This window comes from Rhodospirillales bacterium (assembly GCA_023898785.1).
GTDB lineage: Bacteria > Pseudomonadota > Alphaproteobacteria > Micavibrionales > Micavibrionaceae > TMED27.
Genome location: CP060239.1, coordinates 760,176 through 785,144 on the forward strand (window position 1 = coordinate 760,176; position 24,969 = coordinate 785,144).

Sequence of the window (24,969 nt, forward strand, 5' to 3'; positions counted from 1 at the left end):
GACTTACATATAAAGCAAAGGGCGGGACGCTCGAGTGTCTTGATAAATCTACCGGAAATCAGCGCGCGAGGCAACATGAGAGGACAAGCGCAGCGAGCCATTCGCGTTATGCAGCAGATTTCTTGGCCCCAGCCGGATTTTCGACCTTGAAATCGAGAGCGTCGCCCTTCACGGAGATTTTTACGCTTGAGCCATCCATAATATTCCCGGCGAGAATCATCTCAGCAAGTTTATTCTGCAGCGCGGTTTGAATTACACGCTTGAGCGGGCGGGCGCCATAGGCTGGATCGTAGCCCTGATCCCCGATCCATGTTTTTGCCTTGTCGTCAATTTCCAGCGTGATATGGCGACCGTCCAGCAGAGCATGAAGATAGCGGAGCTGTATTTCTACGACGCCTGTCATTTGCTCCCGATCCAGACGCTTGAACAGCAGAATTTCGTCGAGACGGTTAAGGAATTCTGGGCGGAAGGCGGCACGCACGGCTTCCATTACCAGGGAATGAACTTCTTCTACATCAGCCCCGTCTTTTTGCGCGACCAGATGCTCTGCTCCCAGATTCGAGGTCATGATGAGTAGCGTGTTAGAGAAATCAACCGTACGGCCCTGCCCGTCTGTCAGGCGGCCATCATCAAGGACTTGCAGCAGAACGTTGAATACGTCCGGGTGGGCCTTTTCAATCTCGTCGAAGAGCACAACCTGATATGGACGGCGGCGAACGGCTTCGGTCAGTGCGCCGCCTTCCTCATAGCCGACATAACCCGGCGGTGCGCCTATGAGGCGAGCGACCGAGTGTTTCTCCATATATTCTGACATATCCATGCGGATCATCGCGCTGTCGTCATCGAACAGAAATTCGGCCAAAGCCTTGGTTAGTTCGGTTTTTCCAACGCCGGTGGGGCCGAGAAACAGGAATGAACCCATCGGGCGGCGCGGGTCTTGCAGCCCTGCGCGGGCGCGGCGAATGGCGTTGGACACGGCCGTAACAGCTTCATCCTGCCCCACAACGCGCTGGCGGAGTTTATTTTCCATCTCAAGAAGCTTTTCACGCTCGCCTTCGAGCATTTTATCAACAGGCACACCGGTCCATTTGCTGACCACACCAGCAATATCATCTTCGGTAACCTCTTCATTAATGAGGCTGGAGGTGGTCTTAGATTCGCCCTGTCCGCTTCCATTTTCAACAGCTTCCGCGATTTTTTGTTCCAGTTCCGGAATAGTGGAATATTTCAGTTCGCTGGCCTTGGCCCAGTCGCCGTCGCGTTCAGCTTTTTCCAGCTCTATACGCGCTTTATCTAGAGATTCTGTGTGTTTTTGTCCGGCATTCAGGCTTTCCTTTTCAGCCGCCCATTGCGCGCTCAGATCGGCGCTTTGAGATTCGAGAGATTTTAGCTCTTCCTCAAGCTTTATGAGGCGTTCTTTGGAGGCTTTATCCTTTTCTTTCTTAAGCGCTTCGCGTTCGATTTTGAGCTGGATTATGCGCCGGTCCAACTCATCGAGCGCTTCTGGCTTGGAATCAACTTGCATGCGAATGCGGCTGGCGGCTTCGTCAACCAGATCAATCGCCTTATCGGGCAGGAAGCGGTCGGTGATATAGCGGTTGGACAGCGTGGCCGCAGCAACAATGGCCGTGTCTGTGATGCGTACACCGTGGTGAAGCTCGTATTTTTCTTTCAGCCCGCGCAAGATGGAGATGGTATCTTCAACCGTTGGTTCGGAAACAAAAACCGGTTGGAAACGCCGGGCGAGCGCGGCATCTTTTTCGATATGTTTACGGTATTCATCCAGCGTTGTGGCGCCAACCATATGCAGCTCACCGCGCGCTAAAGCGGGTTTGAGCATATTGCCGGCATCCATTGAGCCTTCGGCCTTGCCTGCACCAACGAGCGTGTGAAGCTCATCGAGAAACAGAACGATTTCACCAGTGGCGGCTTTGACTTCATCCAGCACGGCTTTGAGACGCTCTTCGAATTCGCCCCGAAATTTCGCACCGGCCAGCAGTGCGCCAAGGTCGAGCGACATCAGGCGTTTTCCTTTAAGGCTTTCGGGCACATCACCATTGACGATGCGTTGAGCCAGTCCCTCAACGATGGCGGTTTTACCAACACCGGGCTCACCAATGAGAACGGGGTTGTTTTTGGTACGCCGAGAGAGCACCTGCACCGTGCGGCGGATTTCCTCATCACGGCCAATGATAGGGTCCATTTTGCCGTCTTGCGCGGCGGCTGTGAGGTCATGAGCATATTTGTTAAGCGCGTCGAACTGGTCTTCAGCACTGGCGCTATCGGCAGTGCGGCCTTTGCGCATGTCGTTAATGGCCTGATTGAGCTTTGTGTCACTGAGGCCTGCATCTTCGAGATAGCCGGCAATATCGAGTTTTTTGGCCAGCACCATGGCCTGCAGAATGCGCTCTGCTGTGACATATTTGTCACCCGCCTTTTCAGCTAAATTCAATGCACTATCAAGTGTTTTTGCAAAATCGGTTGAAATCCGGAGCTGTGAGCCGGAGCCTTCAACAACCGGGAATTTGGCAATCGCGGTTTCCAGACCCGCTTTGAGGCGAGCAAGATTACCGTCAGCGGCTTTCACAAGCTTGGAAACCAAAGCATCTGAATCATCAAGCATAACCTTAAGCAGATGCTCCGGCTCAATTGATTGGTGCCCATAGCGCATCGCAAGTGTCTGCGCTGCTTGAATAAACCCTTTTGACTTCTCTGTAAATTTTTCAAAATTCATAGGAGGGATTATAGGATTCTACCGCAACTTTTCAATGATTTTAGTCAAGTTTTGAAAGGAAGAACTTTTATGCGTTAAACATTAAAAAGGCGGTCAAAAAACCGCCTTTAAATCAGACACATACAACCTGTGTATTACGCAGATGCTTCTGTTGCGTACTCCTCAGATTTTATATTATGTTTTTCTCCTAATATACTGGAAGGCAATGATAAATCATCGTCATTATCGCTCACTTTGGATTTTTTCTGGCTATTTTCCTGTGTTTCCGAAGTACGAAGCTTATCATCCTGTACGCCTTCTTCCCAGCTGTTTATGATGCGCTGGTAATGCTCGGCATATTGGAGGTAGCTTTCGGCCAAGATGCGGTCGCCGCCGGAAGCGGCGTCCTTTGCCAAAGCCGTATATTTTTCCGTCACCTGATGGGCGGTGCCACGAATACGTACGTCAGGGCCGTTGCTGTCGTAAACCTGCATCCGCTGATTATTTCCTCGACGCTGACCATTCCCTCTGCCGCGCTGACGTCTATTTGAAGTTCCGTGTCTCATTTTTTCATTTTCCGTTCATATTTATTTTTGCACATACACGTACACCATACATTATTTGCGTACGTATGGCTAGCCCCTTGAGGCTCAAACACACTATATCTAGGGTTTATTCACTCAACACCAAACACCATATTTGCGTTTGTCTGCGTTGATGATTTTTAACCTACAGCCGATAGGTATTTTCAATCAACCGTCCGGCAAATTATTTTTGACTTTATCCCCATCACTGTTTTGTGGCGTTAGCTCTAAAACCCTTATGTGCCCTGCTAAATCGAGATATAAGCCTTCCACCAAAAACCGCGATTCTTCGCCGAGTCGCATTACAGAATCATGCTGGTCGAATCCGATCTCAAAAAAAGCCCGTGCGCCGGGATTTAACAGGCGAAAAAGATCGGAAAAAATTTCTTTATAGGCTTGCAAACCATCTGCGCCTCCATGCAAAGCCAGAATCGGATCGTAATTCTGGACTGATTTATCAAGATTCTGAATCGCTTTTGGAGAAACATAAGGGGGATTCGAAACCACCAGATCAAAAGATTCGTCGATGCATTCGGCCCAATTGCTTTGTATAAATGCTGCGCGATTCTCGACTTTGTTGGCTTCGGCGTTGGAGCGGGCTGTCTTAAGCGCGCCTTCGGATAGATCTACACCTACTCCAGTAGCCTCGGGAAACTCCGATAACAGGGCGATAAGGATGCATCCTGTGCCTGTACCCAGATCGAGAATGCGTTTTGGAGGAGCGCTTTTGTAACGTGCCAACACTGCCTCAATCAGCGTTTCTGTATCAAAACGAGGATCAAGCGTATCGGGAGACAGCGAAAATGATAAACTCCAGAATTCACGCTCTTCATAAATACGTGAAAGTGGTTCGCCATTTTGGTGACGTTGAAGATCTTTAAGAATTTGTAACTTGTCTACGATTTGATCAGGATTGGAAATCATATCAGCGCGGTTCAGACCTGTGCGCTTTTGGATGACGTAGTGTGCGTCGGATTCAGAAAGGCTTTGGCGCAGAGTTTTATAAAGAATATTGAGTTTCATTTGTTTTATAGCGGCTGCGCCGTAGGTTAATTCTCCACCGAGGCCAAGGCGCTTGCCTGATCTTCGGCGATCAGGGCCTCGGTGATTTCGCTTAAAGTTTCGCCGCTGAGCACCTCTTCGAGTTTATAGAGCGTTAAATTGATCCTATGGTCGGTTACGCGTCCTTGTGGAAAATTATAGGTGCGGATGCGTTCCGAACGATCGCCGGAGCCGACCTGGCTCTTACGGTCCTGTGCACGCTCATCGTGAAGTTTCTGGCGTTGTATGTCGTAGATGCGGGTTGATAGCACCTTCATCGCCTTGGCCTTGTTTTTGTGCTGAGAGCGTTCTTCCTGCATCTCTACAACCACGCCGGTAGGAATATGCGTGATACGCACAGCAGAATCGGTGGTGTTGACGTGCTGCCCCCCTGCACCCTGGGAACGATATGTATCAATGCGTAGATCATCGCTGTGGATGTTGACTTCAGCCTCTTCGGCCTCGGGTAACACGGCGATGGTGGCGGCGGAGGTATGAATGCGGCCCTGGCTTTCGGTTTTAGGAACACGCTGGACGCGGTGAGTGCCGGATTCATATTTTAACTTGGAAAAGACGTTGTGGCCGCTAATTTCGCAGACAATCTCTTTATAGCCGCCTGCATCGGATTGGGAAGTTTCTATTACCTCCAGTTTCCAGCCCTGTTTAATGGCGTAGCCTTTGATCATGGCAAACAGGTCACCAACAAACAGCGCAGCCTCATCGCCGCCGGTTCCGGCTCTGATCTCAACAATAGCGTTTTTAGTGTCATCTTCATCTTTAGGGATAAGAGCAAGGCGAATTTGATGCTCCAGCTTTGGCATTTTCGCGTCCAATGCACAAATCTCCTCGGCGGCCATGTTTTTCATTTCAGGATCGGCAAGCATTTCCTGCAAGTCTTTGCGTTCGGCCTTGGCCTCTGCCAGCGTGGTAATGGCTTCCACAACCGGATCAATCTCGGCATACTCCATCGAAAGCTTGGCAAACTTCTCACCGCTGAGGCCGCCTTCCGACATGAGAGCAGCAAGCTCTGCGTGGCGGTTTTTGATGGATACGAGTTTTTCTTCTAAAGACATAGTGATGATTTACAGTGGTTTACTGTGCTCTTTCAACTGCAAAATTACTTTTCAGGTAATCCGCATCAAGCGACAAGCGCCGCAACACCTTGCCTTTTTCGCCAAGTTTTCGCAAAGGCTGGCCGTCAACCTCAATCTCGACGCCGCCTGCATTGCCGATTGATATTGTTAAATCCGGGCGGTCAGGTACATAATATTGATCGCCTGCCTTAAGGACACGCGAAAGCATGGCCTTGCCTTTTTTATCACGGATTTCAACCCAGCTGTTCTCGTGTATTTTCAGAATAATGCCTTCAACAGGCTTGTCTTCTATTACGGCCTCTTCAGGCTCTTCGATTTCAACTTTGCTGGCAACGGGCGGTGTGGGTTCTTCGACAGCAATCTGTATTTCTTCAGGCACGGGAGGAATGGTTTCTACGGCCTTGCGGCCAGCGCGGTTCTCTCCAAACCAGAAAGCCAGCAGGGCAATGGCAAGGAAAATAGATGAGAGTGTAATCCACCAGGGCGGCAGATGATTATCAGATGCAGGAATGGGGAAATAAAGCTCCGGCTCTGGCCCTTTAGCAGCCATGACCTGCTGTTTGTAAAGATCAACCATTTTGTCACCATCCAGGCCAAGATATTCAGCATAGCTACGGACAAAGCCTATGGCGTAAACACGACCGGGAAGCATCTCAAGATTACCCTGCTCAATCGCTTCGATTTGTTCTGTGCGAATCCTTAAGGCATGCTCAATATCTTCGATTGAGCGTTTGTAGTGCGTACGTGTGCGGCGCAGGATTTCGCCGACAGGCATATCGGTAAAAAAAGTAGTATCTTGAAGCTCGGTTGCGGGGTTGGCCATCATATAGGCAGAGTAACTTATTTATGCCGCCTCTTCCAGTCCATAGGCATTATGCAAGGCGCGGACAGCCAGCTCTGCGTAGTCTTCCTCTATCAAGACGCTGATTTTGATTTCAGACGTCGAGATAACGTGGATATTGATGTTTTTTTCTGCAAGTGTGGTGAACATTTTTTCAGCTACACCAGGATGGCTGATCATCCCTACACCGACAATAGAAATTTTTGCAACATTACCTGACGAGCGTATTTCTTCATATTCGATATCAATATCTTTCAAAGCTTCCAAGGCGCGTGGTAAATCGGTGCGCGACACGGTAAAAGTCATATCGGTGGCTTTGCCGTCGGCTGAAATATTCTGCACGATCATATCGACATTGACCCCGGCGCGGCCGAGGGGGCTAAAAACTTTTGCTGCAATGCCCGGCACATCTGCCACGCGCAGCAGCGTGATTTTAGCTTCATCGCGCTTACAGGCGATACCGCTGACGAGTTCTTCTTCCATATTTTTCTCCTCATTGACAACGAGCGTTCCTGGCATATCACTGCCAATTTGATCTTCAAAACTGGATAAAACCTGCAAAGACACCCCATGCTTCATGGCAATTTCAACAGAGCGGGTTTGCAAAACTTTTGAGCCGAGCGAGGCCAGTTCCAGCATTTCTTCAAATGAAATTTTCTTGAGTTTACGCGCACTTGATACAATTCGCGGATCGGTCGTGTAGATACCATCAACATCGGTGTAAATATCGCAGCGATCTGCATTCAAAGCGGCGGCCAGTGCAACGGCTGAAGTGTCCGAACCGCCGCGTCCCAGCGTTGATATTCTCCCGGCGGCTGTTATTCCCTGAAATCCCGGCACAACGGCGACTTCACCTTTTTTAAGACCTTCAAGGAGTCCTGCTGTTTCAATGTCGCGCACACGGGCTTTGGAGTGCATTTCATCGGTTTTGAACGGAATTTGCCAGCCGAGCCAACTGCGCGCGGTGATGCCGTGCTTATGCAGCGCCATCGCCATAAGTCCGGCAGTGACCTGCTCACCACTGGAAACTACGACGTCATATTCATACAAATCGTGCAGCTCACTAATATCATTACAGTAACCTACAAGCTGATTGGTCACGCCGGACATGGCCGAGACCACAACCACAACCTGATGTCCCGCCTCGACTTCACGGGCGATTTTACCCGCAGCGCGCTGGATGCGTTCAACATCGGCAACGGAGGTCCCACCAAATTTTGCAACGATTAAAGCCATATCTTTTTTTTTCGAAATCGGTTAAAAAACTCTCGTATTAATAAGGAAGCTAAAGCTTATGTCCAGTATAGATACGCAAGAAATTGAAAATTTTTCTAAAGATGCGGAACAATGGTGGGATGAAAACGGCCCTTTTAAGCCATTGCACCGCCTCAATCCTGTGCGCATGCGTTATATTAAGTCGCAGATTTGCCGTCATTACGGGCGCGATGTGGAAAGCTTGAGGCCTTTTGAGGGGTTAAGCTTTCTTGATGTCGGGTGCGGCGGCGGACTTGTCTGTGAGCCTCTGGCACGAATGGGGGGAACGGTTAGCGGGGCGGATGCGGATGCAGTGGCTATTGAAACCGCCAAGAGACATGCACAGACCAGCGGTTTAAAAATCGCTTATCTCAATAAACCGGCTGAGGCTATTGAGCAGAAATTCGATGTTGTCATGGCGCTGGAAATTATTGAACATGTGACGTCTCCTGAAACCTTCGTGCAAAATGTTGCGAATCTTGTAAAACCCGGCGGGATAGTGATTTTTTCGACTCTGAACCGCAATCCGAAATCGTTTCTGATGGGGATTGTGACGGCAGAATATCTTTTGCGTTGGGTTCCGCGTGAGACGCATAGCTGGAAAAAATTTTTGAGACCATCCGAACTTGTTAAAATGGTAGAGAAAGCGGGCCTGGAAGCCTGCAATCTTACCGGCCTTGTCTTTAACCCGTTTAAAAATGAATTTGAGCTATCGGAAAGTGATTTGGACGTTAACTATCTTATGAGTACTCAAAAGGCGGTTTAAAAATCATTAAGCTACTGATTTAACACCAAGATATACGTTTGCTGCTTCAGCCAACACGCTGTAGGGAATGTTGGTCGTTTTATTATTGAGTAGAATTTCTTTAATTTGTTCAAAAGTGTAGAGTATATTCGTTCCGATTTCAGGACAGTTAAACATCGCAAAACTGTTGCCCATACTGGTGTTTGACCATTTGTAAGTCCAATTTTCGTGGTGTTTGCTTTGCATTTTTTATCTTCTTAACAGTTAACGCTTGTTTAATTTAAGCTAATATTAACCAATTTTGTGTATTATGTCAAATAATTTCCTATATTTTACTCTGGTCAAGCCCCCTTCTCTCAATTAGCCTAGAGCTATGAACGGACTTCTTGCGACATCAATTGTTTTTGCCATGCTTTGCGTTCTGGCGGTGCTGGCGATTGGATTATTCGCCATGATCAAGGGCGGAGAATTTAATAAAAAATACGGCAATCGTTTGATGCAGGCGCGGGTCGTTCTGCAAGGGGTTGCCTTGAGCCTGCTGGCGCTGGCATACTATGCTTCTCAGAGTTCTTAAACCACAGTTCCAAGTGGAGATATTATAATGAAAATACTGGTCCCGATTAAACGGGTTGTTGATTACAACGTTAAGGTGCGTGTTAAGGCGGATGGCAGTGGGGTTGATCTGGCCAATGTCAAAATGTCGGTTAATCCGTTTGATGAAATTGCGATTGAAGAGGCTGTGCGACTGAAGGAAGCAGGCAAAGCTGACGAGATTGTCGTCGTATCGATCGGCCCGGAAAAAGCGCAGGAACAGCTGCGCACGGCGATGGCGATCGGTGCGGATCGCGGGATTTTGGTGCAGACCGATGCGCCGATTGATCTGGGCGGGGTGGAGCCTTTGGCGGTGGCCAAGATGCTCAAAGCTTTGGTTGAGAAAGAAAACCCGGATCTGGTGATTATGGGCAAGCAATCGATTGATGATGATTCCAACCAGACCGGACAAATGCTGGCCGCGCTGTTGGGGTGGGCGCAGGGGACTTTTGCTTCTGAGGTAACGCTTGATGAGGACTCACTTAACGTGACGCGTGAGGTTGATGGCGGTTTACAGACCGTGGCTTTGAAGATGCCTGCGGTCGTGACGACGGATTTACGATTGAATGAGCCGCGCTATGCCAAGTTGCCCGATATTATGAAGGCGAAAAAGAAGCCTTTGGATGTAACAAACCCCGATGAACTGGGCGTCGATATTACTCCACGGCTGGAGGTCGTAAAGGTGGCTGAGCCGCCCGTACGTCAAGGCGGCGGTAAGGTTTCATCGGTTGATGAATTGATCGATAAATTAAAGAATGAAGCGAAAGTGATTTAAAATGACCATACTTGTTTTAGCTAAACACGATAATGCTGAATTGAAGCCTGCAACATTGAGCGCGATTGGGGCGGCGCAGAAGATTGGCGGAGAAATCCATGTGCTGGTGGCGGGCGCGAACTGCGCGAGCGTTGCTGAAGCAGTAGCCAAGGCCGAAGGGGTGAGTAAAGTTTTGAAGGCGGATGCGCCGGAACTGGAATACGGGCTGGCGGAAAATGTTGCGCCGCTGATTGTCGAACTGGCTTCTGGCTATTCGCACATTATTGGAGCTTCCGGAACCTATGCGAAGAACATTCTGCCGCGGGTGGCGGCCTTGCTGGATGTGCAGCAGATTTCCGATATTTCCGCAGTGATTGATGCCGATACGTTTGAACGCCCAGTTTATGCGGGCAATGCGCTTGCGACGGTGAAATCTTCAGATGCAATCAAGGTTATCACGGCACGCGGCACAGATTTCGACGCGGTTTCGCCTGAGGGCGGTAGCGCAGCGATTGAAGATATTGCGGCCAAGGGCGATGCGGGGCTGTCCTCTTTCGTCAATCTGGAAGTGAGCAAGAGCGACCGCCCTGAGCTGACATCGGCGAATATCGTCGTTTCCGGCGGGCGCGGCGTTGGTTCAAAAGAAGATTTCGCGTTGATTGAAAAACTGGCCGATAAGCTCGGCGCGGCTGTGGGCGCATCACGCGCAGCCGTGGATGCGGGATACGTGCCGAATGATTATCAGGTCGGGCAAACTGGTAAGGTTGTGGCCCCTGCCCTGTATATCGCTGTTGGCATTTCCGGGGCGATCCAGCATTTAGCCGGGATGAAGGATTCCAAAGTGATTGTAGCGATTAACAAAGACGAAGACGCGCCGATTTTTTCCGTAGCCGATTACGGGCTGGTCGCCGACCTGTTCGACGCCGTGCCGGAGTTGAGCGAGAAGTTGTAAAAATAGTGCGTTACGGCGCCAATTTTTCATCGTTTATGTTCATCACCATGCGGGGTGCACCGTCCGAGGATAAATAATCAACCGCAGCCACAATATCTGTTTCGTTTGGCGTGCATTGCCCTTCTTCAAATCCGAGTACTCCTTCCGTTACCCCGATATAGGCCGTCCGTACGGTTTTGTGAAACGTGTCACCGAGTAACAAATAGTTTCCACCAGGCACAAAATTTCCCCCTGTCTCAGCTATTCCTGCCAAAGCCGCACCAAAAGCCTTACATACATCTCCCTTTTCCCAATGCGCTTCGACTTCATCGACGACAAAACCGGCAGTGGCTGCAGTACCCAACAGCCATGGCAGTCTTTTAGAACCCATTTTTTTTATAAGGTTTAATGGAAGATTATCAACGTCCTTGAATGCAGAGACGAGAGCGCCTCCAGCCGGAACTGAGACAGTTACAGCACCTGCCGCCACCTCCGTGACTGTTTCGACAACTGCCTCGGCATCATTGTCACCGGCTTTATTTTCTGCCTTTTCGTAGTTCACAGTCATTCCGACCTCTCGTTTTTTACATTATGGAATGCAAAATTTAAGATTTCATTAACCTAATAATGGAGAGGAGAAGCCTTATTAAAAACAAAATTGAACGGCTGTTCAGTCCCGTTTCATCTGAAACACGGGCTTATCGGCTTTCGGGATGTTGGCGCCTTCGGTCTGCGCACCATCAAAATTTGTGCCTGTGACGTTGGCATCCGTGAAGTCACTCTCGCGTAAATCCGCGCCGGAAAGGTCTGCGTAGGATAGATCGGCGCCTTTGAACACGGCGCTTTTGAGCTGTGCGCCGCTTAAGTCCACATAGCGTAATTTGGCATTTTCAAAATTACAGGGGCTAAAGCGTTTGCTCACCCCTTCGGCACCAAACATCAGTGGGCTGCCGTCTACACCTTTCATTTTTGTATGGGAAAAATTTGCACCTGCGAAGCTGGAGCCGCGTAGATCTGCCTCCTCCATATCGCAGTTGCGGAAATCCGCCCCGTCACAAACCGCGCTTTGCAGTTCGATCTTGTAGAGATTCATCCCTAAAAACTTCGTACCGATGGCGCGAATCGCGGTCATTCTTTCCATCTTGAGTGTTCTTAAGCTGCGCATATCCATATCACTAAGATCAAGCTGCCGCCCCTTCGCCCCTGCGGTTTCCACCCAGCCGCGATGATCTTCAATCAGCTTGGCTAACGGCTCATCGAGATCGGCGACCGATGCACCGATATTTTCATCCGTAATTGCATCAGAAAGGTCTATATCCAAGGTCTCACGAATTTTTTTGACTTCTACGCCTGTGAGAATTGCAGATTTGAAATTTGCCCCGCTGAGTTGTGCCCCATCAATATCTGCCCCGCTCAGATCGGCGCCTTCCATCTGAGCGCCACGCAAATCAGCTTTAGACATGTTTGCACCGGTCATAATCGCATCGGAAAAATTGGCTTTTGAAGCGATGGAACCAGCGAGTTTTGCTCCACTTAGATTTGCGCCACGGAAATTTACTGCCTGGCCGCTGTCATAACTTTGACCATCGGACAGACCACCTACGCGCAAATCCGCCTTTTCAAGGTCGGCGCCCTGCAGTGTTGCGTTTTCGATTCGCGCACCGCGCAAATCAGCACGGACAAAGCGCGTGTCGTTCAGATTCGAATTGCTGAGATCGCAAGCATAAAGAGAGGCTTCCTGGAAATTGGCACGTGATAAGTCCATGCCGACCATAATGCAACCCATAAAGCTGGCCTGACGGAGATCCTGCGCCCGCAAAGACAAGCCCGTTAAATCCGTATTTTTTAAAAGTGCACGGCGACCGCCCAAACGCCCATCCAAAAAGCGGTTGTGGAGTTTGACCAACGCATCAAGCTGATCTTGGGAGATGCTCTCCAGCGTAGGCGATTGCGCGTTCTGTTCCTGCATATGTGGCTATTTATGTTCTTGAAATGGCTTATAAACAGATAGTCATTTAAATAGTCTACTGGATAAAAGTGTACATTTTTTTAAGAAATTCGCCAGTGCTATACGCAGTTTTTTATATATTGCTGATAGTATTTTGGCCCCTATTATCTTATAAACATTGAAAAATTGCTCAAATTTAGAAATAAGGGCAGATCCCGTATGATAAGAAGTTGGTCATTATTGTTGCTTAGTTTATGCCTGATAACGGCCGGATGTGGTGTGAAGCCGGGAGAAGTTTTGCCATCGGAAGGCGCTCAGGATAGCAAGTTTCCGCGCACATACCCCGATTTGAGTACAGATCCAAGACCTGAAAGTTAAGACGATGAGTGGTTTTCACGAACAAAACGGCGTACTTTGCCTCGATTCAGTACCTTTGAGTGATATTGCAAAGAAATACGGCACACCGGCGTATGTCTATTCGGCTCGTGTTATTCGTGATCAGTATGATGCATTAGCCGGAGCGCTACAAAAAACTTTACCAGCGAATCGTCAGCCTTTACTGTGTTATGCTTGTAAAGCGAATAGCAATTTAGGCATTTTGAAGCTGCTGCAATCTTTAGGCTCCAGCATTGAAGTTGTTTCTGGTGGAGAATTGAAGCGCGCCCTGAAAGCCGGATTTGCGCCGGAAAAAATTGTAATGGAAGGCGTTGGCAAAACCGAAGAGGAAATTCTGGCGGGGCTGCGCGCACGGGTGCATCAATTTAACATCGAATCCTTTGGCGAGTTGGATCTGATCAACCGTTTAGCCGGGCAGGAAAAGCAACTCGCCGATGTGGTGTTTCGTCTGAATCCGGATGTGGGCGGGGCAGCTTATAAGAAAATCAGCACAGGCAGTAAGGGCGATAAATTCGGTCTGGCGCCTGAGCGGGTCTTGGAGGGATTCGCGCGCGCTCAGAGCATGGAACATGTGCGGGCGCTGGGTATTTTTACGCATATCGGCTCGCAAATCACTGAGACTGGCAGTTTTGAGGCTCTGTTCAAAAAGATTGCTGATTTTGTCGGTCTTTTGCGCAGCAAAGAGTACGAAGTTTCGCGGCTGGATATTGGCGGAGGATTCCCGATTCAATATCAGGATGAAGATTTGCTCGATCTTGATTCCTACGCCAATGCCGTGCGCGAGCATATCCTGCCGCTGGATACGGAAATCATTATGGAACCGGGGCGCTATCTGGTGGGCAATGCCGGCGTGCTCCTCACCAAAGTGCTGTATGAAAAAGAATCATATGGGGAGGATTTTCTGGTTGTGGACGGCGCGATGAATGATTTAATGCGCCCTGCCCTTTACGGCGCGTGGCATGGGATTGAGCCCGTAGCAAACCGGGATGCCGCGCTGCACCCCTACAATATCGTCGGACCGGTCTGTGAAAGCAGTGATGTATTTGCCAAGCAACGAAACCTGCCGGAAATGAAGCCCGGAGACCTGGCCGTTATTCGTACAGCCGGGGCGTATGGGGTTTGTATGGCCTCAAATTATAATACGCGCCCCTTGCCGCCAGAAATTCTGGTTGACGGGGACAAGATTGCACTTATTCGCGCGCGGCAAAGCTATGAAGACCTGCTTGGTGCAGATATAATTCCTGATTGGCTGGTTTAGAAACTGGCTTTTTTGAAGGACTCGCTTACACTCAATATTATGAGTGCAAATCCAGAATTTTTGCGAAATAAGGGCGTCAATTTGGCATGGCTGCACTTTATCAGCCGTGCGGCGCTGATGATTGAAAGGCTTGGCATGGCCCTCTGGCGGCTGGCAAGCTGGTGCATGGGGTTTGGCGCGCTGTGGCTGTTTGAAATTCCGCAAGGGCTGGGCGCCGTTGTCTCTGCAATTACCACTCTAATTTTCTTCATTGGACTGGTGCATTTTATTCGCAAAGACATCAGGTCTTTTCGCTGGCCGAAACGTACGGAAGTTCAGCGGCGCATTGAGCAAGTAAGCGGCGTACACCATCGTCCTTTAAGCACATTAGGAGACCGCCCTGTACAAGCAGGCGTAAATGCGCTGTGGGCATGGGAGCAAAGCCGAAAAATGCAGATGCTTGCAAAACTGCGCCCTGCTCTCCCCCGCGCATTGCTGGCGGCGCGGGACCTGCGGGCATTGCGATTAGGCTTACTGATTGCGCTTATCTGCGGGGTTATCGTTGCAGGTGCGGACGGTAAGCGGCGGATTTTAAGCGGGCTATGGCCGGTCGGCGGGCTGGAGATATTTGAGCGCCAAGCGCCGGAAATCGCCTTTTGGATTACGCCGCCCGAATATACCACTCAACCGCGCATTTTTCCGCCGGAAACAGATGGAGTTTTGCACATTCCGCAAGGTTCTGTCGCCAAGGCGATTGCAACGCGCAGCCTGTTGCATGCCCTGCGTATGCCCGCCCTGCTGGTGGATGGAAAAGCTTACCCCTTTGAAAGTGGTGAAGATGGCGCGTCCACGCTGGAAATGGAGATTCCGGTGGGGCATAAATTACGCCTGCGCACGGGGCTGTGGGGCGGGCCGGTTTGGGATTATGAATTCATTGAAGATTTGCCACCCAGCATAGGCATTACAGAGGACCCGCACGCGCTTGAGAACGGTCAAGTCCAGTTTGCACTGACGATGCTCGATGATTATGGCGTTAAAACCCTCCATATGCGCATGACGTTGGACCCCAGCGTAGACAAAGCCCCGATGGGCTGGGCCGCGCAGGAAGAGCGCTCGGTTATGTCGCCAGCGAAAACCGAGTTTCAGATGGCGCCGGTTTATGATCTGGCCGCGCATCCATGGGCGGGACTTCCGGTCGTCTTTACCTTCAGTGCGCATGACCATCTTGATCAAATCGCGCAAACATTGCCGTTGCGGCTGCAATTACCGGAACGCAGCTTTTCACATCCGGTGGCGCGTCAGTTGATCGAGATGCGTAAATATCTGATCTGGAACCCTGACCAGCCTTATGGAGAGGTGGGGCTGGCGCTGGAGAAACTACTCTATCAACCGCACACATACGGCCATGATTTACGGGTGTTTCTGGCGCTGCGGGTAGCGGCTTCGCGTCTTTATTATAATGAACCGTCGGAAATGGTTGCACGCAGTGTGATTGGCTTGCTGTGGGACATCGCGCTGCGGCTGGAGGATGGCAATCTTAGTCTGGCGGCGCGTGATTTACGTGAGCTTCAAAAGAAACTGGAGCAAGCCCTGCAAAACCCTGAGGTCAGTGACGCTGAGATTGCAATTCTGATGGAACGGCTTCGTCAGGCGATGGCCGAATATATACAGGCTTTAGCGCGTGAGTGGCAGAAATCCGTGCAAAGAGAAGAAATGCAGCCGACACAATTGCCGCCAGAAGTCCTGGCGCAGATGATAAATATGAATGATCTGGCCGGTCTGATGGACCAGATGGAGCAGGATATGCTTTCGGGTGATCGGACGTCCGCACAAAAGATGCTTTCCAAACTTCAGAGATTGATGGATATGGCTGGCCCGTCAAAAAACTTTACAATGCCGCCGGATATGCAGATGATGCAAAAAGCTATCAAAGACTTGCAAGAGCTGATTGAACGTCAGGAATCCTTGCGCGAGCAAACGGCTAAACAAGCAGAGCTCTATGAGAAGCTTGAGGGGCTAGGTGTTGATGGCAGCTTTGAAGATCAACCGCCGCCTTTTATCAATACCGTTGTTCAACATACTGAGCAGGAAGCGCTGTATATGACGCTCGTGCAGTTGATGAAAGAGGCCGAAACGGCGCTGGGAGAAATTCCGGAAAATTTTGAATTGGCCGCACAGGCAATGGACAGTTCCGGTGAGCAACTGGGGCTTAGCCGCCCGGATCTTTCGCTTCCGTTTCAGGATGAAGCGATTAAACAACTTAAAGAGTCTCAGCAGCAAATGGCGCAAATGATGGCACAATGGATGCAGCAAATGACCGGACTGGCATTTGGTGGCATGCCGATGCAGTTGGACCCGCTTGGGAGACCCTATGGCGGGCATGATGGCAAAAACGGCTTGCCGTTTGGCGATCAGGTTAAAATTCCGAGTGAAGCGGAAAGGAAATGGGTGCAGGAGATTTTGAATGAGCTGCGCCGGCGTGCGAGTGACCGCCGCCGTCCACAGGAAGAGCTGGATTATTATCGGCGGTTATTAAAACGGTTTTAAATCTTAGTGGTGAGATTCTGGAGCTGGGTTGTGTTCCTGCGGTGTATGTTCTGGCAGCGTGTGCTCTGAAGTATGCTCACCATGTTTTCCTTCTTCATGACTTCCTTCGATTTCTGCGGCATGCTCTTCTTCGAACCCTTTAAGTTCAACAGTTTTTTCTTGCAAAGGGTCTCCCAGAACGAAGCGAAGCTGGATATGATCGGCGCCGTTTAATCCGTCTTTATAGCTGGTTTTGAACGGTAGCGTGCTTTCCGCCTTCATTTGTTCAAAAGGCGGCTGGATTGTGAGCTGTTTTATTTCCTGTCCAGCCTGGTCACGCACGGATACTTTGATTGCTGGGAGGATCTGATCTTCATTGATTAAATTGATGATACTGCCTTCAATGATAATGCGCCCGGTCGGTGTCACTTTGGCTTTTACACGATCAAAGACCAGCCCTTCTCCTGGCGATTTGACCTCTATTCCCATAAATTCATAAAGGGCCGCGCCGGGCGGCCACGTTTTTACAAGCGTCTGTTTCATCACCAGCAGCGCGGCGAGAATAACCACGAACACCAGCAGTGCACCAACATAGCCCGCCATAATAGCTGAGCGCGTTTCTTCGCGCTCTTCAGGCATATTGGCAAGCGCGGGTACAGAAGAGCCTTCGGGAATCGGTTTAACGCTTTCCGGGATTCCCTCAATCTTAGCTTCCAGATTTTCGATCAGCTCGTCAGGATCGGGCATTTCGAACCAATCCTCGCCGCAGGATGAGCATCTCACGCGCCGACCGTCCGGCGCCAAGACCTGGGCGGAAAGCAAAAAGCGTGAAGCACAATTGGGACAAGTCAGAATCATTCTTTTCTGGAGCTTCTCATATGAAATTTAATTTAGTATTTATAAGGGCACACAGTGATTTGAACAAGTAGACGTAACAAGGATATCACATTTCGAGGAAAAACAATGACGGGCAGGATATTTTTATTCGTTGGCATTCTTACGCTTAGCCTCTTCCCGTATGCAGCAGGAGCACTGCGGGCGGCGGGCTGCTTGGCACAAGATCGTGCCTGCATACTCAAGGAAATTGAAACCGAATCAGCTCAAATCGAGAATACATCCTGGCGTGATCAAACTTATCGTGAATTGGCCAAAACAAAGGCTGCGGATGGAGATATGGACGGCGCGATCGCGCTGATCGACAAGATTGAAACGCCCGATACGCAAGCCATGACTATCCGCGGGATTGGCATGGCAGCGGCGGATTTGAAGCTTGAGAAAGCGGCCTATGATGCGCTGTTTACAAAGCTTCGTACACGCGCTGAAAAGATTGAACATCCGCCGTCTTATGCGATTGCGCTTACCTATATTGCAATGGCTCAGGCCTTTGCCGGGGATAATGAAGGGGCGTGGAAAACCGCTAGTGAAATGGAAAATGACGCCCTGCGTCACAAAGCCTATGGTGAGACAGCGGAGATTCAAGCGGAAGTCGGCAACGCGCATGCGGCGATGAAGAGCATCGGCTTTATCGATAGCATCGCCTTTCGGAATAAGGCCTATGCGATCGTGTCGAAAATTCTTGCAGATCGCAAAGATTTCGACGGCGCGATGGCAGCAGCGATGACGATCACCAATCCTTATAAAAAAGCCAAGGCCTTGCAGTATATTTTGGATGTGCAAAAGCCTCGAGAAGTTGAGAAAAAATATTAAGAAAGTAATTTAATACATTGATTAAGTTTGAACATGTTGGTTTGCGTTATGGTGTGGGACCGGAAGTGTTGTCCGACATTAATTTTACGCTGGAACCGGGATCATTTCATTTTCTTACCGGGCCTTCGGGTGCGGGGAAGACCTCGTTGATGACATTGATGTATCTTGGACGTAAACCGACGCGCGGTCTTGTGAGTATGTTTGGGCAAAATATCAATGATATGAGCCGAGCGCAGCTTGGTTTACTTCGCCAGAAAATCGGCGTGGTGTTTCAGGAATTCCGCCTGCTACCCAATCTCTCAGCTTTTGATAATGTCGCCTTGCCGATGCGCATTACCGGTCATAAAGAAAGCGAAGTGAAAAGTAATGTCGATGAGCTTTTGGAATGGGTTGGTCTGGGTGATTATAAAAACGCCCTGCCCCTGACGCTTTCGGGCGGACAGCAACAACGTGTGGCGATTGCGAGAGCGGTGATTGCGCGGCCCAAGCTTTTGCTGGCGGATGAGCCGACCGGAAACCTTGATGATGATATTGGTTTTCGGTTGATGCATTTGTTTGAACAGCTCAACCGGATGGGCACGACGATTGTGATTGCAACCCACAGCCAGAGCATTATGGAACGTTTTGGCCATCCGCGCCTCGTGCTGGAGGATGGACGGCTTTATATGCATGATAATGCGAATTGGGTGCAGAAAAATATTGCGGGGGTCTATTGATGAAGATTTTTTCGTTGTTGCTGCCGACTTTCTCCCGCAATCGCAAGCTTGGCGTAGGTGAACGCAAGGGTGGGTATGACTTGCCTCTGCATAAAAGCGCGGGGTCGCATTTTCTGGTGCTTCTGGTAGGTCTCATGAGCTTTTTGGCGATGATGGCTCTGAGCGCGACAATGGTGCTGGGCGGCGTCACGCGGCACTGGTCTTCGGGATTGAAAAACAAGGTTACAATTGAAATCCCGGCGCAAAAGCCAGGCGGTGTCTTACGTAGTGCAGTAGAAATAAAGGAGTTGGGGCTTTCCGTTGAAGCTCTTTTGACAGCCAATCCAAATATCAAGGCACTTCATATTCTGGAGAAAAACGATATTCACGGTTTAGTGTCGCCCTGGTTGGGCGATGATGTGGTACTGGACGAGTTGCCGCTGCCAGGCTTGGTGTCGGCGGAGCTGCATGTGCGCAATAAAGATAAGCTGGAAAGCATTGAAAAAGCACTGGCGGAAATCGCTGGCGATATTCGGCTGGATACGCATGAAAGCTGGCTGGAGGATATTTTACGCCTGGCCGGAACATTGAAACTTTCGGCGTTAATTGTAACGCTGATTATTGGCGCGACGACGATTGTGGCGATTGCTGGAGCAATTCGTTCGCGCATGGCCGAGCATAAAGCCGATATTGAATTGTTGCATTTGATGGGGGCGAGCGATCTGTATATCACCAAGCAACTCCAGCGCCATGCGGTGGTCTTAACACTGAAAGGAGCTTTGATCGGTGTGCTCAGCGGATTAATGATTTTGCTTATGCTTTCAGCTTTTGGAGGTTCTGGCGAAGGGGCAACTATTCCTAGTATGCACCTAAGCACTTCACAAATCATAATTTTGCTGCTCTTGCCAGGGCTGATTGCTCTTATCGCATCACAAACAGCGCGTGTTACAGTCTTGCGTGTGTTGGGGCAGATGCCGTAAAAGAAACAGGTAATGCAAATATTTAAACGTGTTTTTTTGAGCTTCATGGCGCTGATTCTTTTATGGATTGGTGGGTTTTGCGTTTTTGCAGCTTCGGCCATTATGGCCACGCCTCAGTCTGAAGAGGAAACAACCGATGCCATTGTCGTGCTTACAGGTGGAAAAAACCGTATTCAGGAAGGGCTATCCCTATTTGCACAGGGACGTGCTTTACATCTGTTCATCAGCGGTGTGCATGAGGATGTAAAAAAATATGAAATTCTGGCATTATGGGATGGAGATCACGCCCTGCCACCATGCTGCGTCAGCCTTGGATATGAAGCCACAACAACGACACAGAATGCTGCCGAAACACGGAAGTGGATTCAAAAACAAGATTACAGTTCAATCCGGTTGGTGACCGGTGATTATCACATGATGCGATCTCTTATGGAAATGCATCATGCCCTGCCTGGCGTTGATATTTACGCGCATCCGGTGCATCAAACTGATTTTACCATCGACACGCTTCATTACTGGGAATTGCTATTTAGCGAATACCACAAGTGCATGTATCGCTGGCTACAATTGCTTTTCACTCCCAGAATCGAACTTTTAAACTTCTCAGAACTGGCAAAATAACTCATGAAGCGCGCCGTTATTCGTTCATCCGTTTTCAATGTGCTGTTTTATGCGCTGACCGCTTTGGCGTGCGTTTTGTGTTTACCAACACTGGCGCTGCCCCGGCGATATTTCATGGGCATAGTGAAATTCTTTGTTCACAAGGTCTATTTTCTAGAACGGTTTATTCTGGGGCTGGATTACGAAGTGCGGGGGAGTAAACATCTGCCGGAGAGTGGTTCGTTCATCGTTGCGGCCAAGCATCAATCAGCATACGAAACAATGAAGCTGCATATTCTGTTTAAAGATCCGGCGGTGATTTTGAAGAAAGAGCTTCTTTCGATTCCGCTTTGGGGGCTTTACTTAAAAAAGAGTGATCCAATTGCAATCGACCGAAGTAGCCCGGATACGGCGATTGCCTCCATTCAAGAAGGCGCGCGGCGAATGAAGGTGCTGGGCCGGCCGATTGTTATTTTTCCGCAAGGTACGCGCGTACATACTGATTCCAGTGCGACAGACAAGCCATACAAGGTCGGCGTAGCGCGCTTACAGGAAGCTACTGATTTGCCGATTATTCCGATGGCACTCAATGCCGGAATTTTTTGGCCGCGTAATAGCTGGCTCAAATCTTCGGGCTGCGTTATCTTTGAATTTCTCAAACCTATAAAACCGGGACTAGAAAGAGGCAGGCTGTTGGCAAAGTTAGAAAAAGAAACGGAAAATGTGGTGCAAAGCCTGATGAACGAAGCCAAAGAGAAAGCGCTGGATACGAAACCCGCCGGTCGAAGGGCGGCATTTTGGGCGCTGTTTATTTTGGGACTGGCGTTTGGCTTGTATAGTTTTGTGTGGTTTAAGGCAGCAGATCAAATCAAGAATGAGTACGTGGGCGCGCTTAGTGATCTCACGGATGCGCAAACCCCTGTTATGCCACCCATGATCGCCGGTTATCCTGGTAAACTCCGTCTTCATAAGGCAGAAGAAATGATTGTTACCGATGAAGGGAGCGTGAAGGTTCACGATTTAGGTGCCATAGGTTGGCCTTTGCCGTTTTTGCCTATCACCGTGACCAGCGGACCAATCGAGATTCAGAATTTCAAATGGGGCAGCGCTTTGCATTTTGACTCCCTGTTTGCCAAGATCAAATATGACCGCGATATTCTAAACGTTTATGAAAGTGCACTGGTGCAGGGTGATTTTACGGGCACACTCACCGGAACGGCAGATTTAAAACAAGAGCCCGTACCGGCGCTGGATATGATCATTCAATTCACCAATCATCAGAGCTTGCTACAAAGTCTGGTTGCCAGCGATATTATTGAAACACGCATGGCGCTGTTTATAGGCGCAGGGCTAAGCTCTCTGGCTGATGAAAGCGGGCTTATCAGCCTGCCGTTACAGCAAAAAGGCGAGACGCTTTATGCGGGGCCATTGCCGATTATGACGATCCGTACAGAAAATAAAAATATCCGGCGTAAAACCAAACCCCCTACTCCGAATCCTGCTTCTTTGGAACCTCAAGAGATACCAGCGATGGATTTGGAAGAACCTTTGCACCCATCTCGATAATTTCGCGGCGGATGGCACGTGTGCGGATAAATGTCTCCTGGAGATAGCTCCCATCGCCACGGCGGATTGCCTTTTGCATTGCGGTAAGGTCCTCGGTAAAGCGCTGGAGAATTTCAAGTACGGCCTCTTTGTTGTTCATAAATATATCGCGCCACATGATGGGGTCGGATGCAGCAATGCGGGTGAAACCCTGAAACCCGGAGGCAGAATATTTAATCACTTCAGCCTTGAGATCATCTTCGAGCTGGTCGGCGGTATCGACAATCGTGTAGGCGATCAGGTGCGGCAAGTGTGAGGTAATGCCGAGTACAAGATCGTGGTGGGCTGCATCCATAATTTCAATTTGTGCGCCGCAAGCTTCCCAGAATTTTGTAACCTTTTCCACGGCTTTGATTGAGGTTTCCGGTGGGGGCGTAAGAATACACCAGCGCCCGTCAAATAAATCGACCAGGCCAGATTCGGGGCCGGAATGCTCAGTTCCCGCAATAGGATGAGCGGGCACAAGATCAGCACTTTCTGGCAAAAATGGCGCGGCAGCTTCAATCACGGCAGATTTAACCGAACAGACGTCGGTGAGCACAGCGCCGGGCATTAACAAAGGAGCTATTTGTTCAATAACCGCTCGCACTGCACCGACAGGCACGGCCAGTATCACAAGGTCGCTGCCAATCACGCTTTTGGTTATGTCGGGGGTGACAACATCGGCGAGGCCAAGTTCACGAACCTTTGTACAAACGCTTTCGCTTGTATCCGCAGCAACAAGCTTTTGAGTTAGATCTTTCCGCTTGATTACGCGTGCCAGTGACGAGCCGATCAAACCCAAGCCGATAATGGTAATTTTTTCGAACATTACAGTACTCATACTCTTTGCCTTTAGCGGATATTCGCGTACAAAAGACATATAGATAGCATGTTAAAAAATCAAAGGGAACTATGCCGCTCGTTGCCTATAAAGATTTACCCGCATTTAAGCGGCTTCGTAAAGAAGGACGTACAGTGCTTTCGCCGGAGCGGGCTCAGAGTCAGGAAATTCGCGAACTGCATATTGGTTTGCTCAACATGATGCCTGATGCGGCGTTGCAAGCCACAGAGCGGCAATTTTTTCGTCTGATCGGGGAAAGTAATCAGATTGCGCAGTTTTATGTACACCCTTTTACGCTGCCGGAATTAGCGCGCAGCACGGAGACGCAAAGCTATATCGATCAATATTATGAAAGTTTTGATCAGATCAAAACCGACGGCCTGGACGGGCTAATTATTACGGGTGCAAATGTCAGTGATCCGGATTTGAGTAAGGCCCCCTTTTGGGAGCCGTTGCAAGAGGTGATCAGCTGGGCGTGGGAGAATGTGACTTCAACGCTGTGTTCGTGCCTTGCCACGCATGCGGTGATGCAATTTCAATATGCTCAGACACGAACCCCGATGGATAAAAAACTCTGGGGCGTTTATCCTCACCGGGTGCTGGATCGCAATCATCCGCTAATGCGCGGGGTGAATACGGTTTTTGATGTCCCGCATTCGCGCTATAACGAACTCACGCAAGAACAGTTTGAAGCGGCAGGCTTAAAGGTTTTGAGCGTGAGTGATGATGGTGATGTGCATATGGCCGTTAGCCCGGACGGATTTCGCCAACTCCTATTTCAGGGGCATCCGGAATATGACACGATCAGCCTGTATAAAGAATATGAGCGTGAGGTTAAACGCTTCATAGCGAAAGAATGTGCTAACTATCCTCCCTTTCCTGATCATTATTTTAATGATGATCTCAAAAAGCTGATGAAACAGCTTGCGGCGGCAGTGAAACGCGGGCAAACAGATTGGCCGCTCACCGATGATGATATGCGCCAGAGCATTGAAAATAGCTGGGGGGATAGCGCACGCTCCATTATCGCAAACTGGATCGGGCTGGTGTATCAAATCACCAATATGGATCGTACAAAGCCGTTTATGAATAATGTTGATCCGGACCATCCTTTGGATGGGCTTTAAGAATCAAGACCTAGATGTCAGGCATTATCTTTATTGAAATTATTGGGTACAGGTTTGGGCATAAAAACTCCACGGCCACGTATACGCACAGTCGAACCGGGGCTACGATCGGCGCTGGCGTAGATCTGTTTGCTGGCCTCAACGATGTGAACACCAGCGACAACCGGCAAGATACTACGTCCGTAGCGTTCGAAAAAACCGGCGGATTTAAGCAGAGTGGAATATTTAAGCGGTGGAACAAACAACGCTTCTTCGGTCGTTTCATGTACGAATAAATTATCGCGCAAGGCATGCGTGAGTTGGGTGAGTGAATATGGCGTACCATGACCAAAGGGAGAATGTTCAGTGCGCGCCCACAAGCCGGCGCGGTTCGGCGTAACAACAAGCAGGCGGCCATTGGATTTAAGAACGCGCCAGATTTCCTGCAAGGCGGGCTTGGGGGATTCCGTGAATTCCAGATTATGAACCATCAGAATACGGTCTACGCTGTTGGTTTCTATGGGAAGTTCGGCCTGCTCGGCCAGCGCGACACAGTTTGGTCCTTCATGGGGCCAATCGTGCGCGCCTTGCCCGGCTGGCATTATCGCGAAGACACGCTCTGCCTCCTCGCGGAAAATTCGTAAATACGGCGTAGCGTAGCCGATCCCCATGAGTGAGAGGCCATGCACATCAGGCCAAATCTCGCGGATACGTTCCTGAAGAACGCGCCGGACAATGCGCCCGATGCGGGTATTGTAAAAGGTTTTGAAGTCATAAACGCTTTCATACATAAGCGTT

Annotated in this window: 24 protein-coding genes; 12 read left to right on the plus strand and 12 right to left on the minus strand. The window is 49.7% G+C overall.

Annotation, left to right across the window (positions count from 1 at the left end; all coding sequences use genetic code 11):
* Positions 1-106: 106 nt before the first annotated feature.
* From clpB to H6859_04010, 6 genes are all read right to left on the minus strand, one after another.
* A complete protein-coding gene (gene clpB / locus H6859_03985; GenBank protein USO06354.1) occupies positions 107-2,734 on the minus strand; it encodes an ATP-dependent chaperone ClpB in 2,628 nt (875 codons plus the stop codon).
* Positions 2,735-2,868: 134 nt separating this feature from the next.
* Complete coding sequence (locus tag H6859_03990; protein ID USO06355.1) at positions 2,869-3,279, minus strand: DUF4167 domain-containing protein; 411 nt, start codon at positions 3,277-3,279, stop codon at positions 2,869-2,871.
* A 186-nt stretch (positions 3,280-3,465) separates the two neighbouring features.
* Positions 3,466-4,320, minus strand: coding sequence for a peptide chain release factor N(5)-glutamine methyltransferase (prmC, locus tag H6859_03995; GenBank protein ID USO06356.1), 855 nt, complete (start codon positions 4,318-4,320; stop codon positions 3,466-3,468).
* A 26-nt stretch (positions 4,321-4,346) separates the two neighbouring features.
* The gene (prfA, locus tag H6859_04000; GenBank protein ID USO06357.1) at positions 4,347-5,411 is read right to left on the minus strand and encodes a peptide chain release factor 1; all 1,065 of its coding nucleotides are present in this window, start codon (positions 5,409-5,411) and stop codon (positions 4,347-4,349) included.
* Positions 5,412-5,430: 19 nt separating this feature from the next.
* Positions 5,431-6,258, minus strand: coding sequence for a DUF4115 domain-containing protein (locus H6859_04005; GenBank protein ID USO06358.1), 828 nt, complete (start codon positions 6,256-6,258; stop codon positions 5,431-5,433).
* An 18-nt stretch (positions 6,259-6,276) separates the two neighbouring features.
* Positions 6,277-7,509, minus strand: a complete 1,233-nt coding sequence (locus H6859_04010) for an aspartate kinase (GenBank protein ID USO06359.1) — start codon at positions 7,507-7,509, stop codon at positions 6,277-6,279.
* Positions 7,510-7,567: 58 nt separating this feature from the next.
* On the opposite strand from H6859_04010, the gene ubiG reads away from it, so the two are divergent.
* Positions 7,568-8,293: a bifunctional 2-polyprenyl-6-hydroxyphenol methylase/3-demethylubiquinol 3-O-methyltransferase UbiG gene (gene ubiG, locus H6859_04015; GenBank protein ID USO06360.1), complete on the plus strand. Its 726-nt coding sequence runs from the start codon at positions 7,568-7,570 to the stop codon at positions 8,291-8,293.
* A gap of 6 nt (positions 8,294-8,299) precedes the next feature.
* Here ubiG and H6859_04020 read toward each other — a convergent pair whose 3' ends face one another.
* The gene (locus H6859_04020; GenBank protein USO06361.1) at positions 8,300-8,518 is read right to left on the minus strand and encodes a hypothetical protein; all 219 of its coding nucleotides are present in this window, start codon (positions 8,516-8,518) and stop codon (positions 8,300-8,302) included.
* Between the two features lie 127 nt (positions 8,519-8,645).
* Between H6859_04020 and H6859_04025 the strand changes: the two genes are divergently transcribed.
* From H6859_04025 to H6859_04035, 3 genes are read left to right on the plus strand one after another with little or no spacing between them, the layout of a single operon-like run.
* Positions 8,646-8,846 carry a twin transmembrane helix small protein gene (locus H6859_04025; GenBank protein USO06362.1) on the plus strand — a complete coding sequence of 67 codons (201 nt, stop codon included), beginning with the start codon at positions 8,646-8,648 and terminating at the stop codon, positions 8,844-8,846.
* Positions 8,847-8,873: 27 nt separating this feature from the next.
* Positions 8,874-9,638 (plus strand): electron transfer flavoprotein subunit beta/FixA family protein, encoded by a 765-nt coding sequence (locus tag H6859_04030; GenBank protein USO06363.1) that lies wholly within the window; start codon positions 8,874-8,876, stop codon positions 9,636-9,638.
* Between the two features lies 1 nt (position 9,639).
* On the plus strand, positions 9,640-10,569 hold the full coding sequence (locus H6859_04035; GenBank protein ID USO06364.1) for an electron transfer flavoprotein subunit alpha/FixB family protein: 930 nt from the start codon (positions 9,640-9,642) through the stop codon (positions 10,567-10,569).
* A 10-nt stretch (positions 10,570-10,579) separates the two neighbouring features.
* On the opposite strand, the gene H6859_04040 is transcribed toward H6859_04035, so the two are convergent.
* Both H6859_04040 and H6859_04045 read right to left on the minus strand, forming a co-directional pair.
* A complete protein-coding gene (locus H6859_04040; protein ID USO06365.1) occupies positions 10,580-11,116 on the minus strand; it encodes a hypothetical protein in 537 nt (178 codons plus the stop codon).
* Between the two features lie 102 nt (positions 11,117-11,218).
* On the minus strand, positions 11,219-12,517 hold the full coding sequence (locus H6859_04045) for a pentapeptide repeat-containing protein (GenBank protein USO06366.1): 1,299 nt from the start codon (positions 12,515-12,517) through the stop codon (positions 11,219-11,221).
* A 361-nt stretch (positions 12,518-12,878) separates the two neighbouring features.
* Here H6859_04045 and lysA point away from each other — a divergent pair, with 361 nt between their 5' ends.
* The gene (gene lysA / locus H6859_04050; protein ID USO06367.1) at positions 12,879-14,150 is read left to right on the plus strand and encodes a diaminopimelate decarboxylase; all 1,272 of its coding nucleotides are present in this window, start codon (positions 12,879-12,881) and stop codon (positions 14,148-14,150) included.
* Positions 14,151-14,231: 81 nt separating this feature from the next.
* Entirely contained in the window at positions 14,232-16,676 is a 2,445-nt protein-coding gene (locus H6859_04055) for a DUF4175 family protein (GenBank protein ID USO06368.1), read from the plus strand.
* 3 nt (positions 16,677-16,679) lie between these two features.
* Here the strand turns inward: H6859_04055 and H6859_04060 are convergent, their stop codons facing one another.
* Positions 16,680-17,513: a zinc-ribbon domain-containing protein gene (locus H6859_04060; GenBank protein USO06369.1), complete on the minus strand. Its 834-nt coding sequence runs from the start codon at positions 17,511-17,513 to the stop codon at positions 16,680-16,682.
* A 105-nt stretch (positions 17,514-17,618) separates the two neighbouring features.
* Between H6859_04060 and H6859_04065 the strand changes: the two genes are divergently transcribed.
* Genes H6859_04065 through H6859_04085 form a run of 5 tightly spaced genes read left to right on the plus strand, consistent with a single transcriptional unit; the run spans position 17,619 to position 22,203 of the window.
* Positions 17,619-18,362 carry a hypothetical protein gene (locus tag H6859_04065; GenBank protein ID USO06370.1) on the plus strand — a complete coding sequence of 248 codons (744 nt, stop codon included), beginning with the start codon at positions 17,619-17,621 and terminating at the stop codon, positions 18,360-18,362.
* Positions 18,363-18,379: 17 nt separating this feature from the next.
* Positions 18,380-19,078: a cell division ATP-binding protein FtsE gene (gene ftsE / locus H6859_04070; GenBank protein USO06371.1), complete on the plus strand. Its 699-nt coding sequence runs from the start codon at positions 18,380-18,382 to the stop codon at positions 19,076-19,078.
* Positions 19,078-20,037, plus strand: coding sequence for a permease (locus tag H6859_04075; GenBank protein ID USO06372.1), 960 nt, complete (start codon positions 19,078-19,080; stop codon positions 20,035-20,037). The genes ftsE and H6859_04075 overlap by 1 nt, the downstream gene beginning before the upstream one ends.
* Before the next feature lie 12 nt (positions 20,038-20,049).
* Positions 20,050-20,658: a YdcF family protein gene (locus H6859_04080; protein USO06373.1), complete on the plus strand. Its 609-nt coding sequence runs from the start codon at positions 20,050-20,052 to the stop codon at positions 20,656-20,658.
* 3 nt (positions 20,659-20,661) lie between these two features.
* Positions 20,662-22,203 carry a 1-acyl-sn-glycerol-3-phosphate acyltransferase gene (locus tag H6859_04085; GenBank protein USO06374.1) on the plus strand — a complete coding sequence of 514 codons (1,542 nt, stop codon included), beginning with the start codon at positions 20,662-20,664 and terminating at the stop codon, positions 22,201-22,203.
* Here H6859_04085 and H6859_04090 read toward each other — a convergent pair.
* Positions 22,124-23,065 (minus strand): prephenate/arogenate dehydrogenase family protein, encoded by a 942-nt coding sequence (locus H6859_04090; GenBank protein ID USO06375.1) that lies wholly within the window; start codon positions 23,063-23,065, stop codon positions 22,124-22,126. The genes H6859_04085 and H6859_04090 overlap by 80 nt on opposite strands.
* A gap of 71 nt (positions 23,066-23,136) precedes the next feature.
* On the opposite strand from H6859_04090, the gene H6859_04095 reads away from it, so the two are divergent.
* Complete coding sequence (locus H6859_04095) at positions 23,137-24,192, plus strand: homoserine O-succinyltransferase (GenBank protein USO06376.1); 1,056 nt, start codon at positions 23,137-23,139, stop codon at positions 24,190-24,192.
* Positions 24,193-24,209: 17 nt separating this feature from the next.
* Here H6859_04095 and H6859_04100 read toward each other — a convergent pair whose 3' ends face one another.
* The gene (locus tag H6859_04100) at positions 24,210-24,962 is read right to left on the minus strand and encodes a methyltransferase domain-containing protein (protein ID USO06377.1); all 753 of its coding nucleotides are present in this window, start codon (positions 24,960-24,962) and stop codon (positions 24,210-24,212) included.
* Positions 24,963-24,969 lie beyond the last annotated feature (7 nt).